Source organism: Erwinia typographi, assembly GCF_000773975.1.
GTDB classification, from domain to species: Bacteria; Pseudomonadota; Gammaproteobacteria; order Enterobacterales; family Enterobacteriaceae; genus Erwinia; species Erwinia typographi.
Map to the genome: position 1 here is coordinate 142134 of NZ_JRUQ01000028.1, position 15827 is coordinate 157960.

Consider the following 15827-nt stretch of genomic DNA (forward strand, 5'->3'; position numbering starts at 1 on the left):
AGAATTTATTAAAAAAAATCTTAAGTCAGCACGCATCCTAAATTCCCCCTACTGAACACCACCGATAGCGGGATAGCCTGCCAGCATCGGCCGTTCTTAAGCCGATCAATTAAGTGAAATTTTCTACACAAAAAGGAAAAAACAAATCAACATTGCATACGGGCTGGCGAAATGCGAAAAAATAATTTTATCAGAAGGTTATATTAACCTTCCGATAGCTAAAGTACGCATTGTAAACCAGCGTAATTTTTATTCATTAAATGGCGCAACCTGCCGATACGGAATAAATAAATAATTCAAGAGAGCTTAATGCGGTTGATTTTTTTATTGATAAATGTTCTTATTCTTTGCTGGCAGTGAGAAAAGCATCCTCAACATTGAGCAAGCCGGGGAAAATAAATTAACACTGCGAAAACACATCTTTACCAAAACGACACAGAAGAAATGTTTAAGAAATATTAAGGATGATATTTATGGATGTGAAATGTGATAAAATTTACCGTCTTAATAATGCGGTAATTTTTGTACCAAATAAAAATACTCTTATTTCATGCGCGGATAACAGCCAGCATGTTCTTTACAGCACGGCGTCACGCTGTTTAGTATTATTAATTGAAAATATAGGGGAAATTGTTAATCACCGGCAGTTTTATGAGAGTGGGTGGGAGGCACAGGGCAAAGAAGTTACGCCCAACACGCTGTATCAAACGATCTCAGAACTTCGCAAGCAGTTAAAAAAATCTGGGGTGGGTAACAATATAATTAAGACATTGCCGAGACATGGCTGGTTTATAGACCCCGCCACGCTGAGCGTAGAGGATTATATTGCTGAGGAAAATGCAGATAATTTTTATGCTGATAAAGAAGTGCTCAATGTGAATAAAGGCCGGCTCACTACGCTTCTGCCACGCATTGGCAAGTTAAAAGCTTTTGCCGTCTCGCTGGTGCTGATTTTGTAGCAGCAAGCGCCAGCTGGAGAGGTAAAGCATACCCAGCATCATTCTGGCGGGCATTAATCATCTGCGGTAATTCGATGATTAAGTGCCCGCGTTTATCGCTGGAGCTGGCTAAAGAGTAAGGTTCGGTGTGTTTTATTGCCTGGAAGAAGTGCGCAGTAAAGGCTATCCAGCGTGACGAATCATCATGCTGACTATTTTCCGGGGCGGTCTGGAGAGAAAGGGATATTTGGAGCGGGAAACGAGACTCGAACTCGCGACCCCGACCTTGGCAAGGTCGTGCTCTACCAACTGAGCTATTCCCGCACTGCAATCTGGCATGGTCTGAAACAATCTGGAGCGGGAAACGAGACTCGAACTCGCGACCCCGACCTTGGCAAGGTCGTGCTCTACCAACTGAGCTATTCCCGCACTGCAATCTGGTATGGTCTGAAACAATCTGGAGCGGGAAACGAGACTCGAACTCGCGACCCCGACCTTGGCAAGGTCGTGCTCTACCAACTGAGCTATTCCCGCCCGGCGTACCGCAAAAAAATCTGTCACGGTACGGGGTGCGCATTATACGAGAAATGATTTCTGGAGCAAGCCTGAAACCGCTTTTTTTTCTTTTCAGCGTTTAACCGCTGGATTTATCGGCAAAGTGCTAATTTATCCAGCATTGCCAGGGGTGATAAAGCCTCGCCAGCGGCCAGCCCCTCTCCCCCTCTCGCTGGTAAGCACTAAAGCTGGATAAAGTGCTCACGATAGTAGGCCAATTCCGCCACCGATTCGCGAATATCATCCATCGCCTGGTGCGTTCCCTGTTTCTTAAAGCCCGGCAAAATACCCGGTTTCCAGCGGCGCGCCAGCTCTTTCAGAGTACTCACGTCCAGGTAACGATAGTGGAACCAGGCTTCCAGCTCCGGCATGTATTTAAACAGAAAGCGGCGATCCTGACCGATACTGTTGCCGCAGATCGGCGAACTGTTAGCCGGCACCCACTGTTTCAGGAATTCAATCGTCGCCAGCTCGGCCGCGCGCTCGTCATACTGACTTTCCTTCACCCGCGTCACCAGGCCGCTGTTAGTGTGGGTTTTCACATTCCAGTCATCCATCAGCGCCAGCTGGGAATCGGACTGGTGAACCGCGAACACCGGCCCCTCCGCCAGAATATTCAGATCGGCATCGGTGACCAGAGTGGCAATCTCAATAATACGATCCTGCTCCGGGTTCAACCCGGTCATTTCAAGGTCAATCCAAATCAGGTTACTGGCATTTGCAGTCATAGGGATTCTCACCGTGGCTTATATCGTCAAACGTTAGGGTGTATCATAAACGTTTTGCCCCGTCAGGGCGAAGCCTGCCAAGCCGTGTGAGGAAGAGTGAGTAAAAACAAACTGTCCAAAGGTCAGCAACGTCGCGTCAGTGCCAACCACGACCGTCGCCTTAAACAGCGTGCGGATAAACCAGAACCCGATGACAGCCTGTTTGGTGAAGCGCGGGATGGGGTGGTCATTAGCCGTTTTGGCATGCACGCCGATGTGGAAGATGCGGATGGTTCAGTGCACCGCTGCAATATTCGCCGGACTATTCGTTCGCTGGTAACCGGCGATCGGGTGCTGTGGCGTCCCGGCGTGCAGGGCGGCGCGACGGTTAAAGGCATTGTGGAGGCCGTTCATGAACGTACCTCCGTTCTGACGCGCCCCGATTTTTACGACGGTGTAAAGCCGATTGCGGCCAACATCAATCAGATCGCCATCGTTTCCGCGATCCTGCCTGAGCTGTCGTTGAACATTATCGACCGTTATCTGATAGCCTGCGAAACGCTTGAGGTAGAGCCATTGCTGGTGCTCAACAAAACGGACCTGCTTGATGAAGAAGGCCGCGAATTTGTTGATGAACAAATGGAAATTTACCGTCGCATCGGCTATCGCGTCCTGATGGTTTCAAGCCATCAGAAGAACGGCCTGCAAGAGTTGGAAGCGGCGCTGACCGGCCGCATCAGCATCTTTGCCGGGCAGTCAGGCGTAGGTAAATCCAGCCTGCTGAATGCCCTACTGGGGCTGGAGCTGGGCGCCAATGAGATCCTCACCAACGACGTGTCTGACGTTTCCGGGCTGGGACAACACACAACTACCGCCTCCCGTTTGTACCATTTCCCGCACGGCGGCGACGTCATTGACTCTCCAGGCGTCAGGGAATTCGGTTTATGGCACCTTGAGCCGGAACAAATCACCCAGGGATTTGTCGAATTTCGTGAGTTTTTAGGCCACTGTAAGTTCCGCGATTGTAAGCATGATAGCGATCCCGGCTGCGCCATCCGTGAAGCCGTTGAAAACGGCGAAATCGACGAGATGCGTTTCGAAAGCTACCACCGCATTCTGGATAGCATGTCGGATATGCAGCTGAAAACGCGGCGCAGCTTTTCAGAAAACAGTGACTAACCTCGGCCTGCCCGCACGCCGCTGGCAGGCAACATAGCCTAATCACCAGGGCACTGTTACAATCCGCCCCGTTTCTCTATTTGTCTGATCAAGCCAGGAGGCTACTGTGTTGGATCGTCTTAAACTCGGCCTGAATACTCTTCTGCCTAAAAAAGGCCTGACTGAACTGGCTGGCTGGGGCGCAGGCAAGCGCGCAGGCTGGCTCACCAAAGCCGTTATCGACGCTTTTGTCTGGTACTACAAAGTCGATATGAAAGAGGCGCAGAAGCCGGATACCGCCAGCTATCGCACCTTTAACGATTTCTTCGTTCGCCCTTTGCGCGACGACGCTCGCCCGATTGAAACCGATCCAAATCTGCTGGTGCTGCCAGCCGACGGCGCAATCAGCCAGCTCGGTCACATTGAAGGCGACCAGATATTCCAGGCCAAGGGCCACACCTATTCGCTGGAAGCGCTGTTGGCTGGCAATGCGGCGATGACGGAAATGTTCCGGGATGGGGAGTTCGTCACCACTTACCTCGCGCCAAGGGATTATCACCGCGTGCACATGCCGTGCAATGGCATCCTGCGCGAGATGATTTATGTGCCTGGCGATCTGTATTCCGTTAACCCGCTGACCGCGCAGAACATCCCTAACCTGTTTGCCCGTAACGAGCGCGTTATCTGCCTGTTTGATACCGAGTTTGGTCCGATGGCGCAAATTCTGGTCGGCGCGACCATTGTTGGCAGCATTGAGACCGCCTGGGCAGGGACCGTCACCCCGCCGCGTGAGGGGATAATCAAACGCTGGAGCTGGCCAGGCGCTGAAGAAGACGGCGCGGTTGTCCTGCTAAAAGGTCAGGAAATGGGCCGATTCAAGCTAGGCTCAACGGTGATTAACCTGTTTGCTAAAGAGAAGGTCAAGCTGGCAGAAAGCCTGACGCCAGAAACCAAAACGCGTCTGGGCCAGACGCTCGCCATCGCACTGCAGAAAACCAGTGCGGAAGACGTTTTACATCACTTATAGCAGATGCGTATGTCACGCCTGATTCTTACTCTTCTGTTCGGCTGGGTGCTGCTGCAACCCACCTGGGCAGCCAGTACTCCTGACGCCAGCCAAATTAAGCAGCAGCTTGATGAGGCGAAGTCAGACAAAAAAACGCCGAATCAGGCGGAAACGGTTGATGCGCTACAGTCGACGCTCAACTGGCTTGATGAAATGCAAAAGTCTCTGGCGAACGCCAGGGACTATCAGAAAATTATTGATGATTTTCCAAAGCTCTCCCGCGATTTGCGCCAGCAGGTTCTCGCGCTGGCCGATAGCCCGAAAACCATCAATAACACCATGACGGCTCCTGAACTGGATCAGGAGATCCTTCAGGTCAGCAGCCAGCTGATTGAAGAAGGTCGCCAGGCCCAGCAGGAGCAGGATCGGGCAAGAGAAATCAGCGACTCATTAGCCCAGCTGCCGCAGCAGCAAACGGAAGCCCGGCGGGCGTTGAACGATATTGAGCGCAGGTTGCAAGGGCAACCCGCCGCCACGACACCTCTGGCTCAGGCCCAGCTGGCGGCGCGACAGGCTGAATCGGCCGCGCAAAAGGCCAGAGTGGATGAACTTGAACTGGCCCAGCTTTCGGCAAACAATCGCCAGGAGCTGGCGCGGATGCGCAGTGAGCTGCACCAACGTACGGCTACGCAGCTGGATACCTACCTTCAGGATCTGCGCAATCAGCTGAACAGCCGCCGCCAACGCGAGGCTGAAATCGCCCTGGAACGTACCGAACAGCTGGCGGAAAACAGCGGCGAACTGCCGAAGATTATCAGCAAACAGTTCCGCGTAAACCGGGAGCTGTCGAACGATCTGAATCAGCAGGCGCAGCGGATGGATCTTGTGGCCTCGCAGCAGCGCACGGCCACTAATCAGACTATCCAGGTTCGTCAGGCGCTGAGCACCATCCGCGAGCAGTCGCAATGGCTTGGCGTCTCCAACGTACTGGGCGAAGCGCTGCGCGCCCAGGTGTCCCGTCTGCCGGAGATGCCTAAACCGCAGCAGCTTGATAACGAAATGGGCGAGCTGCGCGTTCAGCGGCTGCGCTACGAAGACTTGCTTGAGCAGCAGCAGCAGTTGCGCCAGCTGAAACAGGACGACGGTAGCCCTCTGAGTGCTGACCAGCGACGCATTCTGGATGCGCAAATCAAAACCCAGCGCCAGCTGATCGGGTCGCTGCTCTCCGGCTGTGACAATCTGATTCTGGAAGTCACCAAGCTGAAAGTTGCGAATGGCCAGTTGAAAGATGCGCTGAATGAGGTCAAAGAGGCAACCCACCGCTATCTGTTCTGGACGGCGGACGTGAATGCGCTAAGCCTGGCCTTCCCAGGCGATTTGGTCCGCGATCTGAAAAGCTTGTTATCACTGGATACGCTCGGGCAGTTGGGCGGCGCGATGGTGATGATGTTCACCAGCCGCGAGACCGTTATGCCGATTATTGGCGCAGTGCTGCTGGTTGGCTTCAGCCTCAGCTCCCGCCGCCACTACCGCGATTTCCTCAGCCGCTCCGCCAGCAAAGTAGGCAAGGTTACCCAGGACCGCTTTGGGCTGACAATGCGCACCGTTTTTTGGTCTATCCTGGTCGCCCTTCCGCTACCGGTGCTGTGGATGGCGTTGGGCTATGGACTACAGCACGCCTGGCCCTACCCTATCGCCGTGGCGATTGGGGATGGCATTACCGCAACGGTGCCGCTGCTGTGGGTCTTTATGATCAGCGCGGCCTTTGCCCGGTCTCAAGGGCTGTTTGTAGTGCACTTCCGCTGGCCTCAGGTTCGCGTAGCTCGCGCCATGCGCTTTTACAGCTTGTGCACCGGTCTGGTCGTGCCGCTGATTATGCTGTTGATAAGCTTTGATAATCTGGATGACCGGCAGTTTTCCTCCACGCTGGGAAGGCTGTGCTTTATCCTGATTTGCGGGGCGTTAAGCCTGGTGACGGTCAGCCTGAAGCGAGCGGGGATCCCGCTGCATCTGGACAAAGAAGGCAACGGCGAGAACCTGATTAACACCCTGCTGTGGAACCTGATGATCTGCATTCCGCTGTTTGCCGGGCTGGCCTCCTGCATTGGCTACCTCGCCACCGCTCAGGCGCTGCTGGCCAGGCTGGAAACCTCGGTGGCAATCTGGTTCCTGCTGCTGGTGATCTACCACATTATCCGCCGCTGGATGCTGATTCAACGCCGCCGTATTGCCTTCGATCGCGCGCGAACCCGCCGGGCGGAGATCCTCGCTCAGCGAGCTAAAGGCGAAGAAGAAGCCGTGGCCCATCAGACCAACTCCGACACGCTGGAGGTGGACGAGCCGGTGATCGATCTGGACGCGATTAGCGCGCAGTCCCTGCGGCTGGTGCGCTCAATCCTTACCCTGATCGCGCTGATTTCGGTGATCGTTCTGTGGTCTGAAATTCACTCGGCGTTTGGCTTCCTGGAAAACATCCACCTGTGGGATGCCAGCACCACGGTACAGGGCGTTGAAAGCCTGGAGCCAATTACGCTGGGGTCGGTGCTGATTGCCATCCTGGTGCTGATCATCACGACTCAGCTGGTGCGGAACATGCCTGCGCTGCTGGAGTTGGCTCTGCTGCAACACCTGAGCCTGACGCCCGGCACCGGCTACGCGATTACCACGCTGACCAAATACGTACTGATTTTCATTGGCGGGCTGGCCGGGTTCTCAATGATTGGCGTGGACTGGTCGAAACTGCAATGGCTGGTAGCCGCGCTGGGTGTGGGATTGGGGTTCGGCTTACAGGAGATCTTCGCTAACTTTATCTCCGGCCTGATCATTTTGTTTGAGAAGCCGATCCGCATCGGCGATACGGTGACCATCCGCGATCTGACCGGCAGCATCACCAAAATCAATACGCGCGCCACCACCATTACCGACTGGGACCGCAAAGAAATCATCGTGCCGAACAAAGCTTTTATCACCGAGCAATTTATCAACTGGTCGCTGTCGGACTCGGTGACGCGCGTGGTGCTGACCATTCCGGCCTCTGCCGAAGCTAACAGTGAAGAGGTGACCAGCGTCCTGCTAACCGCCGCACAGCGCTGTCAGTACGTGCTGGATACGCCGCCGCCGGAAGCCTACCTGGTCGATTTGCAGCAGGGCATTCAGCTGTTTGAGCTGCGCATTCATGCGGCAGAAATGGGTCACCGAATGCCGCTGCGTCATGAGCTGCATCAGCTTATTTTACAGGGCTACCAACAGCACGGACTGGAAATGCCGTTCCCACCTTTCCAGGTGCGGATGGAAACGATTGGGCGCAAGACGCCAACGCAAAACGGCGCGCCAGCGGCAAGAACTTATAAATCAGGCGGGTTGTAATACGACAGAGGCGGCGCGCAGCCGCCTCTGAAAGGCATCAGCAGCGATCGACCGGAAAGGCAATCACCTCGCTGAGGGAGTCTGCTTTCAGGGCCAGCATAATGATGCGATCCACACCCAGCGCCACCCCGGAACAATCCGGCATACCATGTGCCAGCGCGTCCAGCAGGTTGGTGTCGATCGGCTGCTGCGGCAAGCCGCGCGCCGCGCGCTTACGATTATCCTGCTCGAAACGCTGACGCTGCTCACGGCTATCGGTCAGCTCGCGGAAGCCGTTCGCCAGCTCGATCCCGCGGAAGTAAACCTCGAAGCGCTCCGCGACACGGTGATCTTCAGTACTGATCTCCGCGAGGGCGGCCTGGCTCGCCGGGAAATGATAAACGAATGCCGGTTTCTCTTTGCCGATCTGCGGCTCCACGCCCATCATAAACAGCAGCTGAAGCAGCGTATCGCGATCTTCTTCCCGGTTAGCCAAATCGCCAACGCCCAGCTTTTCCGCCGCTTCACGCAGCTGCGTTTTATCGGCAGACAGCGGATCGAGCTCCAGATGGCGGATAAAGGCCTGCTGATAGGAGAGCGTTTCCGCCGGGGCAGATTCCAGCACCTGCTGCAACAGATCGTCAACCTCATTCATCAGACGGTACATATCATAATGCGGTCGATACCACTCCAGCATGGTGAACTCTGGATTATGGTGGCGCCCTGCTTCCTCGTTACGGAAACTCCGGCAAAGCTGGAATATCGGCCCGCTGCCCGCGGCAAGCAGGCGCTTCATATGGTATTCCGGGCTGGTCATCAGGTAGAGATCCAGTCCCTGGGCTGCGCCCGGCCCCACGAAACGTGTCTGAAAAGGAAACAGATGGATATCGGTCACCGTAGCCTGGCTCATCGCCGGGGTTTCCACTTCCAGCACCCCACGATCGGCAAAGAATCGCCGAATTTCTGCCATAATCGCCGCACGCTTTAACAAATTGCTTATCGATGCGCTTGGCAACCAGCTGGCCGTATCGCTCATTGTTTCAACTCCTCATCAGACAGGGTGAAGCAGTCTACCCGTACCGGCGGGAACACACAAATTTGCCAGGGAAAATTCCTCATTCAGCCATATTCATCTACGCCCTGGCATAATTAATCGGTGGAAAACGTCGCGGAGATCCCGCTTTTACTGTTTATTTCTCATCCAAATGCCCGAACATATCAAGTTTAGCGCCATCAGCCAGTTTTATACTGATCTCCCTGGTGAAGGTGAGGATATCCCTCCCTTTCCACTCTTCTGACACTCTGACAGGGAGAATACCGTGCATACCTTTACTGCCGATCTGGTCATTGTCGGCGCTGGCGGAGCGGGCCTTCGCGCCGCTATTGCCGCCGCCGAAGCGAATCCCGCCCTTTCTATTGCGCTAGTTTCTAAGGTGTATCCCATGCGCAGCCACACGGTTGCGGCCGAAGGCGGTTCCGCCGCCGTCACACAATCCCATGACAGCTTTGACCTCCATTTCCAGGATACCGTTTCGGGCGGCGACTGGCTGTGCGAGCAGGATGTCGTCGACTATTTTGTTGAGCACTGCCCGAGAGAGATGACCCAGCTTGAGCTGTGGGGCTGTCCGTGGAGCCGACGCGAAGATGGGACGGTGAACGTACGCCGCTTTGGCGGCATGAAGATAGAGCGCACCTGGTTTGCCGCCGACAAAACCGGATTCCACATGCTGCACACGCTGTTCCAGACCTCGCTGAAATACCCGCAAATCCAGCGCTTCGACGAGCACTTTGTCCTCGACCTGCTGGTTGATGAGGGGGAGGCTCGCGGTCTGGTGGCGATGAACATGATGGAGGGTACGCTGGTACAAATCCATGCCGGCGCCGTGGTGCTGGCAACGGGCGGCGCAGCAAGGGTCTATCGCTATAACACCAACGGCGGCATCGTGACCGGCGACGGTATGGGCATGGCGCTGCGCCACGGCGTGCCGCTGCGGGATATGGAGTTTGTGCAGTATCACCCAACCGGTCTGCCGGGATCGGGAATTCTGATGACGGAAGGGTGCCGGGGAGAAGGCGGCATCATGGTAAATAAGGACGGCTACCGTTACCTGCAGGACTACGGCCTGGGGCCGGAAACGCCGCTCGGACAGCCTAAAAATAAATACATGGAACTCGGCCCGCGCGACAAAGTGTCGCAGGCGTTCTGGCACGAATGGCAAAATGGCCGGACGATAGCCACGCCTCGCGGTGACGTCGTGCATCTCGATCTGCGCCATTTGGGGCAGAAGAAGCTACTGGAGCGGCTGCCGTTCATCTGCGAACTCAGCAAAGCTTATATCGGCGTGGATCCGGCCCTGGCACCAATCCCGGTGCGGCCTACCGCCCATTACACTATGGGTGGCATTGAAACAGACGCGCAGTGTGAGACGAGAATCTCAGGGCTGTTTGCCGTTGGCGAGTGCTCGTCCGTGGGGCTGCACGGCGCCAATCGACTCGGCTCTAACTCGCTGGCGGAGCTGGCGGTTTTTGGACGGCTCGCGGGAGAGAATGCCGCTGCCCACGCCGTTACAACGCATAAAAAACCGATCGGCGCGCTGGAAGCTCAGGCAAGAGACTGCGAAAAGCGTCTGCACGGGCTGGTCAATCAGCAGGGCAAGGAAACCTGGTCCGCACTGCGCGATGAAATGGGTCTGGCAATGGAGGAAGGCTGCGGAATCTACCGCACGCCGGAACTGATGCAGAAAACCATCGATAAGCTGGCTGAGCTTCAGGAGCGCAGCAAACAGCTGCATATCAGCGATACCTCCAGCGTCTTCAACACTCAGTTGCTGTACAGCATTGAGCTTACCCACGGCCTGAACGTTGCGCAGTGCATGGCGCACTCGGCGATCCAGCGTAAAGAGTCGCGAGGGGCGCATCAGCGGCTGGACGAAGGCTGCACCACGCGAAACGACGAGCAGTTTCTGAAGCACTCGCTGAGCTTTTATAACCCGGCAGGCGCGCCGGATATCCGCTGGGATGAGGTAAAAATTACCCGGCTGCCGCCAGCCAAACGCGTGTACGGCGCAGAAGCTGAAGGTAAGGGTAAGGAGGCCATCCATGAATGAGCTAGCCAGCTGTAAAATCACCGTTCAGCGCTACAACCCGGAAACCGATAAGCTGCCGCGCCGCGAAGTGTACGAGGTCCCCTGGGACGATCAAACGTCGCTGCTGGATGCGCTGAGCTTTATCAAGGACAACCTTGCTTATGACCTCTCCTGGCGCTGGTCGTGCCGGATGGCGATATGCGGCTCCTGTGGCGTGATGGTCAACGGCGTGCCTAAACTGGCCTGCAAAACCTTCCTGCGACACTACCCCGAAGGACTGCTGGTCGAGCCGCTGGCGCACTTTCCGGTCGAGCGCGATCTGATTGTAGATATGAGCCATTTTATCGAAAGTCTTGAGGCGGTCAGACCGTGGATTATTGGCAACGCCCGCGAGGCGGATAAAGGGCCTAACCGGCAAACGCCTGCGCAGATGGCTAAGTACCACCAGTTTTCCGGCTGCATCAACTGCGGCCTGTGCTATGCCGCCTGCCCGCAATTTGGCCTGAACCCAGAGTTTATCGGCCCGGCGGCTATCACCCTGGCGCATCGTTATAACCTCGACAGTCGCGATCGGGGGCAGGCCCAGCGTATGCCGAAGCTGAACGGCGACAACGGCGTCTGGCCGTGTACGTTTGTTGGCTTCTGTTCGGAAGTCTGTCCTAAGCATGTTGACCCTGCCGCCGCGATCCAGCAGAGCAAAGTCGCCAGCGCAAAAGACTTCCTGATCGCCACTCTTAAACCGCAATAAGGAGCCGCCCCAATGATCACCAAACGGAAGCCTTATCATAGCCCGATGCCTGCTAACTGGTGGCAGAAGTCCGGCTTCTATCGTTTTTATATGCTACGCGAGGCCACGGCAATTCCTGCCCTGTGGTTCAGCCTTGAGATGATCTTTGCGCTGTATGCACTGAAGAACGGAGAGCAGAGCTGGCAGGCATTTGTCACGGTGCTGCAAAATCCTTTCATGCTGCTGATTAACCTGGTGGCGCTGGCCGCCGCGTTGCTGCACAGCAAAACCTGGTTCGAACTGGCGCCGAAGGCCCAGGTTATTGTGCTGGGGGGTAAAAAACTCTCTCCCGCGCCGATAATTAAGGGCCTCTGGGCGCTGATGGTTCTTGTCAGCCTTATCCTGCTGGTCTGGGCAATGGTACTCAAGGAGTCGCTATGAAAAAGCCATCAACGCGTTCAGACGAGCCGGTTTTCTGGGGGCTGTTTGGCGCTGGAGGAATGTGGGCAGCGATCGTTTCACCCTGCGTTATTTTGCTGGTTGGGTTACTCCTCCCTCTGGGCGTGGGAACCAGCCGAGGTCTTAGCTATCAGCACATTCTGCATTCGGCGCAGTCGCTGCCGGGAAGGCTGTTCCTGTTTCTGATGATCGTGATGCCGGTATGGTGCGCTCTGCACCGTCTTCACCACGGGATGCACGATCTCGGCCTCAGGGTTCCGGCAGGAAAATGGCTGTCCTATGGCCTGGCGGCCATTCTCACCGTGGTAACGGCAATTGGCGTCGTCACCCTGTAAGAAAATAAAGGCGGCGGCGACGCTGCCGCCTGAAAAGCATCTATACTCAAGCTATTCATACATAAAGGAATAGCTGATGTCTCTGTGGAAAATGCTGACCGTCGCAGCCGGTGCCCTGCTGTCGATTGCCTGTAGCACCACCCCGCCAAAAGGCGTAACGCCGGTTGAAGGCTTCAATGCCGATCTTTATCTGGGTAGCTGGTATGAAATTGCCAGGCTCGATCACGCTTTCGAAAGCGAATTGGATAACGTCACGGCGACCTACAGCAAGCGCGAGGACGGCGGGCTGAAGGTGGTGAACCGTGGCTTTAACGTCGCTAAACAGCGCTGGCAGCAAAGCGTGGGTAAAGCTTACTTTACCGGTTCACAAAGTCGGGCGGCGCTAAAAGTGTCGTTTTTTGGTCCTTTCTACGGCGGCTACAACGTCATTGCGCTGGATAAAGATTACCAGCACGCGCTGGTGTGCGGCCCAAATCGTGACTATCTGTGGATATTGTCGAGGACGCCGCAGATTTCAGAGCAAGTGAAAACGGCGCTGCTCGATAAAGCACGCGAGACGGGATTTGACGTGAGTAAGCTGATTTGGGTAAAGCAGGCTGGCTGACGAAGCCGGTGCCAGAGCACCGGCGTAATAATTACTGTGCACTTCTCTGAATGGCCTGCCCACCGGCAGACACGTCTTCACCCACGCCACGCGTGGTATTACAAGCTGTGAGTACCGAAGAAAGCACCAGAACGGAAAAAATCGCAACAATACTTTTCTTTAACATGGGAATGTCCTTTTAAGGTGAAGTAAAGTACAGCGTTTTAAGCATAGCCGTAATTTAGCCACATGCTTATGAGACAGGCGGCGAAAAGGACATTTTAGGACAGCTGGAGGTTAGTTGGCCGCGTGAGAAATGGCACCGCCAAGGTGCTGAACGTCCTCGCCAAAACCGTGAAAGGTGTTGCAGGCGCTAAGCGCACTGGTCATTAACACTGCGACAGCAATGAGTTTTAACCACTTCATCATCTGATTCTCACATCGTTAAAGAAAAGGGCCTGTAAGCCAGGCCCACTTCCCGGGCTTATTTTACGCGAGAAACGTATTCGCCTGAACGGGTATCGACACGAATGACTTCACCAATCTGCACGAACAGCGGCACTTTCACCACGGCGCCAGTAGACAGCGTAGCTGGCTTGCCGCCAGTTCCTGCGGTGTCGCCTTTCAGGCCTGGATCGGTATCGGTGATTTCCAGCTCAACGAAGTTCGGCGGCAGCACCTGAATCGGCTTGCCGTTCCACAGCGTGACGATACATTCAGCGTTATCCAGCAGCCATTTAGCCGCATCGCCAACGGTCTTCTCTTCAACAGGGTGCTGTTCGAAGGTTTCCGGGTGCATGAAGTGGTAGAACTCACCATCGTTGTACAGGTAGTTGAGGTTAGTATCTACCACGTCTGCGCCTTCAGCGGAGTCGGTGGATTTGAACGTTTTCTCAACGCGGCTGCCGGTCAGCAGGCGACGCATTTTTACGCGAGCAAAAGCCTGGCCTTTGCCTGGCTTAACGAACTCGCTGGATTCGATAGCGTAAGGTTCGCCTTCGAACATGATTTTAAGACCGGGACGGAAATCGTTGCTAGAATAAGTCGCCATAAAGGCCCTCTAAAATTTAATACTGGTACTTAGCCAAAAAAATGGCACACATTGTAACCCTAAATACCCCTTCGCGAGAAGAATGGTTGCATCAACTTGCGGATGTAATCACCGATCCAAATGAATTACTGCAACTTTTAGGCCTCGATTCGCACCCGGAGCTGACGGCTGGCAGTGATGCCCGTCGTCTGTTTGCCCTGCGCGTCCCGCGGGCCTTCGCGTCCAGAATGCAAAAAGGCGATCCACAAGATCCTCTCCTGCTACAGGTCATCACCGCCAGCCAGGAGTTTGTTGATGCTCCGGGTTACAGTACCGATCCGCTCGATGAGCAGACCAGCGTGGTGCCGGGTCTGTTACATAAATATCGCAATCGTGCGCTGTTGCTGGTTAAAGGCGGCTGTGCGGTCAACTGCCGCTACTGTTTTCGCCGCCATTTCCCCTATCAGGATAACCAGGGAAACAAGCGCAACTGGCAGCAAGCCCTGGAGTATATCCGAGAGCAGCCAGAACTGGATGAGATTATTTTCTCCGGCGGCGATCCGCTGATGGCAAAAGACGCCGAGCTTGACTGGCTGATCGCCGAACTGGAGCAGATCCCACACCTGAAGCGCCTGAGGATCCACAGCCGTCTGCCAGTGGTCATCCCCAGCCGTATCACCCGCTCGCTCTGTCAGCGCCTGGCGCAGTCGCGGCTACAGATCCTGATGGTGACCCATATCAATCACGCGCGGGAGATTGACGACGAGCTGAAAGATGCGCTGCACCAGCTGAAAATGGCGGGCGTCACGCTGCTGAACCAGAGCGTTCTGCTGCGCAACATCAACGATAGCGCTCAGGTACTGGCGGCATTGAGTAATGCGCTGTTCGATGCCGGCGTGCTGCCTTACTACCTGCACGTACTGGATAAAGTCCAGGGCGCAGCGCACTTCTACGTTTCTGACGATGAAGCCAGAAGCATAATGCGCGAGCTGCTGGCCAGCGTCTCAGGGTACATGGTCCCCAGGCTGGCGCGGGAGATTGGCGGGGAACCCAGCAAAACGCCCTTAGATCTGCAGCTGCGCCAGGCATAGCGCCGCAATAAAAAAGCAGGGGAGGATTGGGAACTCCCCTGCTTATCTGATTAACCGCACGCTCGGTGCAATGGCCTCAGGGACCAGTGCAATAAGGTCTGTCAGCCAGCAATTACGGACACTTGTACACCTGACCGCTCATCTTGCTGTCCAGCGGAGCGAAGCTTGACCAGATGTTTTGCGTTGGGCTGGTTGCGCCGTAAATTACGTTGCCGCCCATTTCTGCCGCACGGTTGCGCAGATCGTTAGCCGCGCCGCGCAGCGAGCTGCTTTCGCCGCCGCCAGCACCGCTAAACCAGTTACTCTGTTCACCGGTCACGTTCCCCAGAAGCTGACACCCTTTCGCTGGCTGCTGGTCGGTAAAGCTGACGCGTTCACCCGCCGGGCTAAGCGTGTTGGAGGTACTGCTACAGCCTGCCAACAGCGCTACCGCCACTGAAAGCCCCAGCAAGACATTAATCCGCATTTTCTTCCCCATTATTATCATCAGACTCCCCACTGAGATTACCATAAAAACGGCTCAATTCATGAACTTCTGTTGCCGTTTTCAGCAGGAAAATGTTATCGCGCGATGCTGACCGATACCCGATGCTTTGCAGACTGATGATAGCCCCGCGATCATTGTTACCGTATTTATTCTGTAATATTTAACAAATATCTGATGTATTGCCTCAACATAATAAAACTTAATAACAATTATAATAAATAACGCAGCATTTTACTGGCAATATATAAAACAGTCCGATTTACAATAATAGACATAATTGTGACGATTAATTACCCTTGCAAAACATATAATATAAATAG

Annotated in this window: 16 protein-coding genes and 3 tRNA genes; 10 read left to right on the forward strand and 9 right to left on the reverse strand. The window is 55.0% G+C overall.

Annotated elements, in window-relative coordinates:
- Positions 1-473 precede the first annotated feature (473 nt).
- Positions 474-959 (forward strand): winged helix-turn-helix domain-containing protein, encoded by a 486-nt coding sequence (locus tag NG99_RS09650; protein WP_052130638.1) that lies wholly within the window; start codon positions 474-476, stop codon positions 957-959.
- 227 nt (positions 960-1186) lie between these two features.
- Here NG99_RS09650 and NG99_RS09655 read toward each other — a convergent pair.
- The 4 genes from NG99_RS09655 to orn form a co-directional block, all read right to left on the reverse strand.
- Positions 1187-1262: transfer RNA gene (locus NG99_RS09655), tRNA-Gly, on the reverse strand.
- Positions 1263-1291: 29 nt separating this feature from the next.
- A tRNA-Gly gene (locus NG99_RS09660) sits at positions 1292-1367 on the reverse strand.
- A 29-nt stretch (positions 1368-1396) separates the two neighbouring features.
- Positions 1397-1472 (reverse strand) — tRNA-Gly (locus NG99_RS09665).
- A gap of 203 nt (positions 1473-1675) precedes the next feature.
- Positions 1676-2221, reverse strand: a complete 546-nt coding sequence (gene orn, locus NG99_RS09670; protein WP_034891490.1) for an oligoribonuclease — start codon at positions 2219-2221, stop codon at positions 1676-1678.
- Between the two features lie 96 nt (positions 2222-2317).
- Here orn and rsgA point away from each other — a divergent pair, with 96 nt between their 5' ends.
- From rsgA to mscM, 3 genes are all read left to right on the forward strand, one after another.
- Entirely contained in the window at positions 2318-3379 is a 1062-nt protein-coding gene (gene rsgA / locus NG99_RS09675) for a small ribosomal subunit biogenesis GTPase RsgA (RefSeq protein WP_034891492.1), read from the forward strand.
- A 106-nt stretch (positions 3380-3485) separates the two neighbouring features.
- Positions 3486-4385, forward strand: coding sequence for an archaetidylserine decarboxylase (gene asd / locus NG99_RS09680; RefSeq protein ID WP_034891495.1), 900 nt, complete (start codon positions 3486-3488; stop codon positions 4383-4385).
- Between the two features lie 9 nt (positions 4386-4394).
- Entirely contained in the window at positions 4395-7730 is a 3336-nt protein-coding gene (gene mscM, locus NG99_RS09685; RefSeq protein WP_034891604.1) for a miniconductance mechanosensitive channel MscM, read from the forward strand.
- A gap of 37 nt (positions 7731-7767) precedes the next feature.
- Here the strand turns inward: mscM and epmA are convergent, their stop codons facing one another.
- Positions 7768-8745 (reverse strand): elongation factor P--(R)-beta-lysine ligase, encoded by a 978-nt coding sequence (epmA, locus tag NG99_RS09690; RefSeq protein ID WP_034891498.1) that lies wholly within the window; start codon positions 8743-8745, stop codon positions 7768-7770.
- Positions 8746-9028: 283 nt separating this feature from the next.
- On the opposite strand from epmA, the gene frdA reads away from it, so the two are divergent.
- The 5 genes from frdA (at position 9029) to NG99_RS09715 (ending at position 12920) form a co-directional block, all read left to right on the forward strand.
- On the forward strand, positions 9029-10816 hold the full coding sequence (frdA, locus tag NG99_RS09695; protein ID WP_034891500.1) for a fumarate reductase (quinol) flavoprotein subunit: 1788 nt from the start codon (positions 9029-9031) through the stop codon (positions 10814-10816).
- Positions 10809-11543 carry a succinate dehydrogenase/fumarate reductase iron-sulfur subunit gene (locus NG99_RS09700; RefSeq protein WP_034891504.1) on the forward strand — a complete coding sequence of 245 codons (735 nt, stop codon included), beginning with the start codon at positions 10809-10811 and terminating at the stop codon, positions 11541-11543. The genes frdA and NG99_RS09700 overlap by 8 nt, the downstream gene beginning before the upstream one ends.
- 12 nt (positions 11544-11555) lie before the next feature.
- A complete protein-coding gene (gene frdC, locus NG99_RS09705; protein WP_034891507.1) occupies positions 11556-11963 on the forward strand; it encodes a fumarate reductase subunit FrdC in 408 nt (135 codons plus the stop codon).
- Complete coding sequence (frdD, locus tag NG99_RS09710) at positions 11960-12316, forward strand: fumarate reductase subunit FrdD (protein WP_034891510.1); 357 nt, start codon at positions 11960-11962, stop codon at positions 12314-12316. Before frdC ends, frdD begins: the two co-directional genes overlap by 4 nt.
- 76 nt (positions 12317-12392) lie before the next feature.
- On the forward strand, positions 12393-12920 hold the full coding sequence (locus tag NG99_RS09715; RefSeq protein ID WP_034891513.1) for a lipocalin family protein: 528 nt from the start codon (positions 12393-12395) through the stop codon (positions 12918-12920).
- 31 nt (positions 12921-12951) lie between these two features.
- On the opposite strand, the gene NG99_RS28175 is transcribed toward NG99_RS09715, so the two are convergent.
- The 3 genes from NG99_RS28175 to efp form a co-directional block, all read right to left on the reverse strand.
- Entirely contained in the window at positions 12952-13086 is a 135-nt protein-coding gene (locus tag NG99_RS28175; RefSeq protein ID WP_067704279.1) for an entericidin A/B family lipoprotein, read from the reverse strand.
- Between the two features lie 110 nt (positions 13087-13196).
- Positions 13197-13328, reverse strand: a complete 132-nt coding sequence (locus NG99_RS09720) for an entericidin A/B family lipoprotein (RefSeq protein ID WP_034891515.1) — start codon at positions 13326-13328, stop codon at positions 13197-13199.
- Positions 13329-13383: 55 nt separating this feature from the next.
- A complete protein-coding gene (efp, locus tag NG99_RS09725; protein ID WP_034891518.1) occupies positions 13384-13950 on the reverse strand; it encodes an elongation factor P in 567 nt (188 codons plus the stop codon).
- 41 nt (positions 13951-13991) lie between these two features.
- On the opposite strand from efp, the gene epmB reads away from it, so the two are divergent.
- Entirely contained in the window at positions 13992-15020 is a 1029-nt protein-coding gene (gene epmB / locus NG99_RS09730; protein WP_034891521.1) for an EF-P beta-lysylation protein EpmB, read from the forward strand.
- Positions 15021-15132: 112 nt separating this feature from the next.
- Here epmB and NG99_RS09735 read toward each other — a convergent pair whose 3' ends face one another.
- Positions 15133-15486: a DUF4156 domain-containing protein gene (locus NG99_RS09735; protein ID WP_034891524.1), complete on the reverse strand. Its 354-nt coding sequence runs from the start codon at positions 15484-15486 to the stop codon at positions 15133-15135.
- Between the last annotated feature and the right edge of the window lie 341 nt (positions 15487-15827).

Coding starts and splice junctions, on each gene's coding strand:
- NG99_RS09720 (WP_034891515.1), bottom strand. CDS start 13,328: ATGATGAAGTGGTTAAAACTCATTGCTGTCGCAGTGTTAATGACCAGT.
- frdD (WP_034891510.1), top strand. CDS start 11,960: ATGAAAAAGCCATCAACGCGTTCAGACGAGCCGGTTTTCTGGGGGCTG.
- epmA (WP_034891498.1), bottom strand. CDS start 8,745: ATGAGCGATACGGCCAGCTGGTTGCCAAGCGCATCGATAAGCAATTTG.
- orn (WP_034891490.1), bottom strand. CDS start 2,221: ATGACTGCAAATGCCAGTAACCTGATTTGGATTGACCTTGAAATGACC.
- NG99_RS09735 (WP_034891524.1), bottom strand. CDS start 15,486: ATGCGGATTAATGTCTTGCTGGGGCTTTCAGTGGCGGTAGCGCTGTTG.
- mscM (WP_034891604.1), top strand. CDS start 4,395: ATGTCACGCCTGATTCTTACTCTTCTGTTCGGCTGGGTGCTGCTGCAA.
- NG99_RS09650 (WP_052130638.1), top strand. CDS start 474: ATGGATGTGAAATGTGATAAAATTTACCGTCTTAATAATGCGGTAATT.
- NG99_RS09700 (WP_034891504.1), top strand. CDS start 10,809: ATGAATGAGCTAGCCAGCTGTAAAATCACCGTTCAGCGCTACAACCCG.
- NG99_RS09715 (WP_034891513.1), top strand. CDS start 12,393: ATGTCTCTGTGGAAAATGCTGACCGTCGCAGCCGGTGCCCTGCTGTCG.
- frdC (WP_034891507.1), top strand. CDS start 11,556: ATGATCACCAAACGGAAGCCTTATCATAGCCCGATGCCTGCTAACTGG.
- epmB (WP_034891521.1), top strand. CDS start 13,992: ATGGCACACATTGTAACCCTAAATACCCCTTCGCGAGAAGAATGGTTG.
- NG99_RS28175 (WP_067704279.1), bottom strand. CDS start 13,086: ATGTTAAAGAAAAGTATTGTTGCGATTTTTTCCGTTCTGGTGCTTTCT.
- efp (WP_034891518.1), bottom strand. CDS start 13,950: ATGGCGACTTATTCTAGCAACGATTTCCGTCCCGGTCTTAAAATCATG.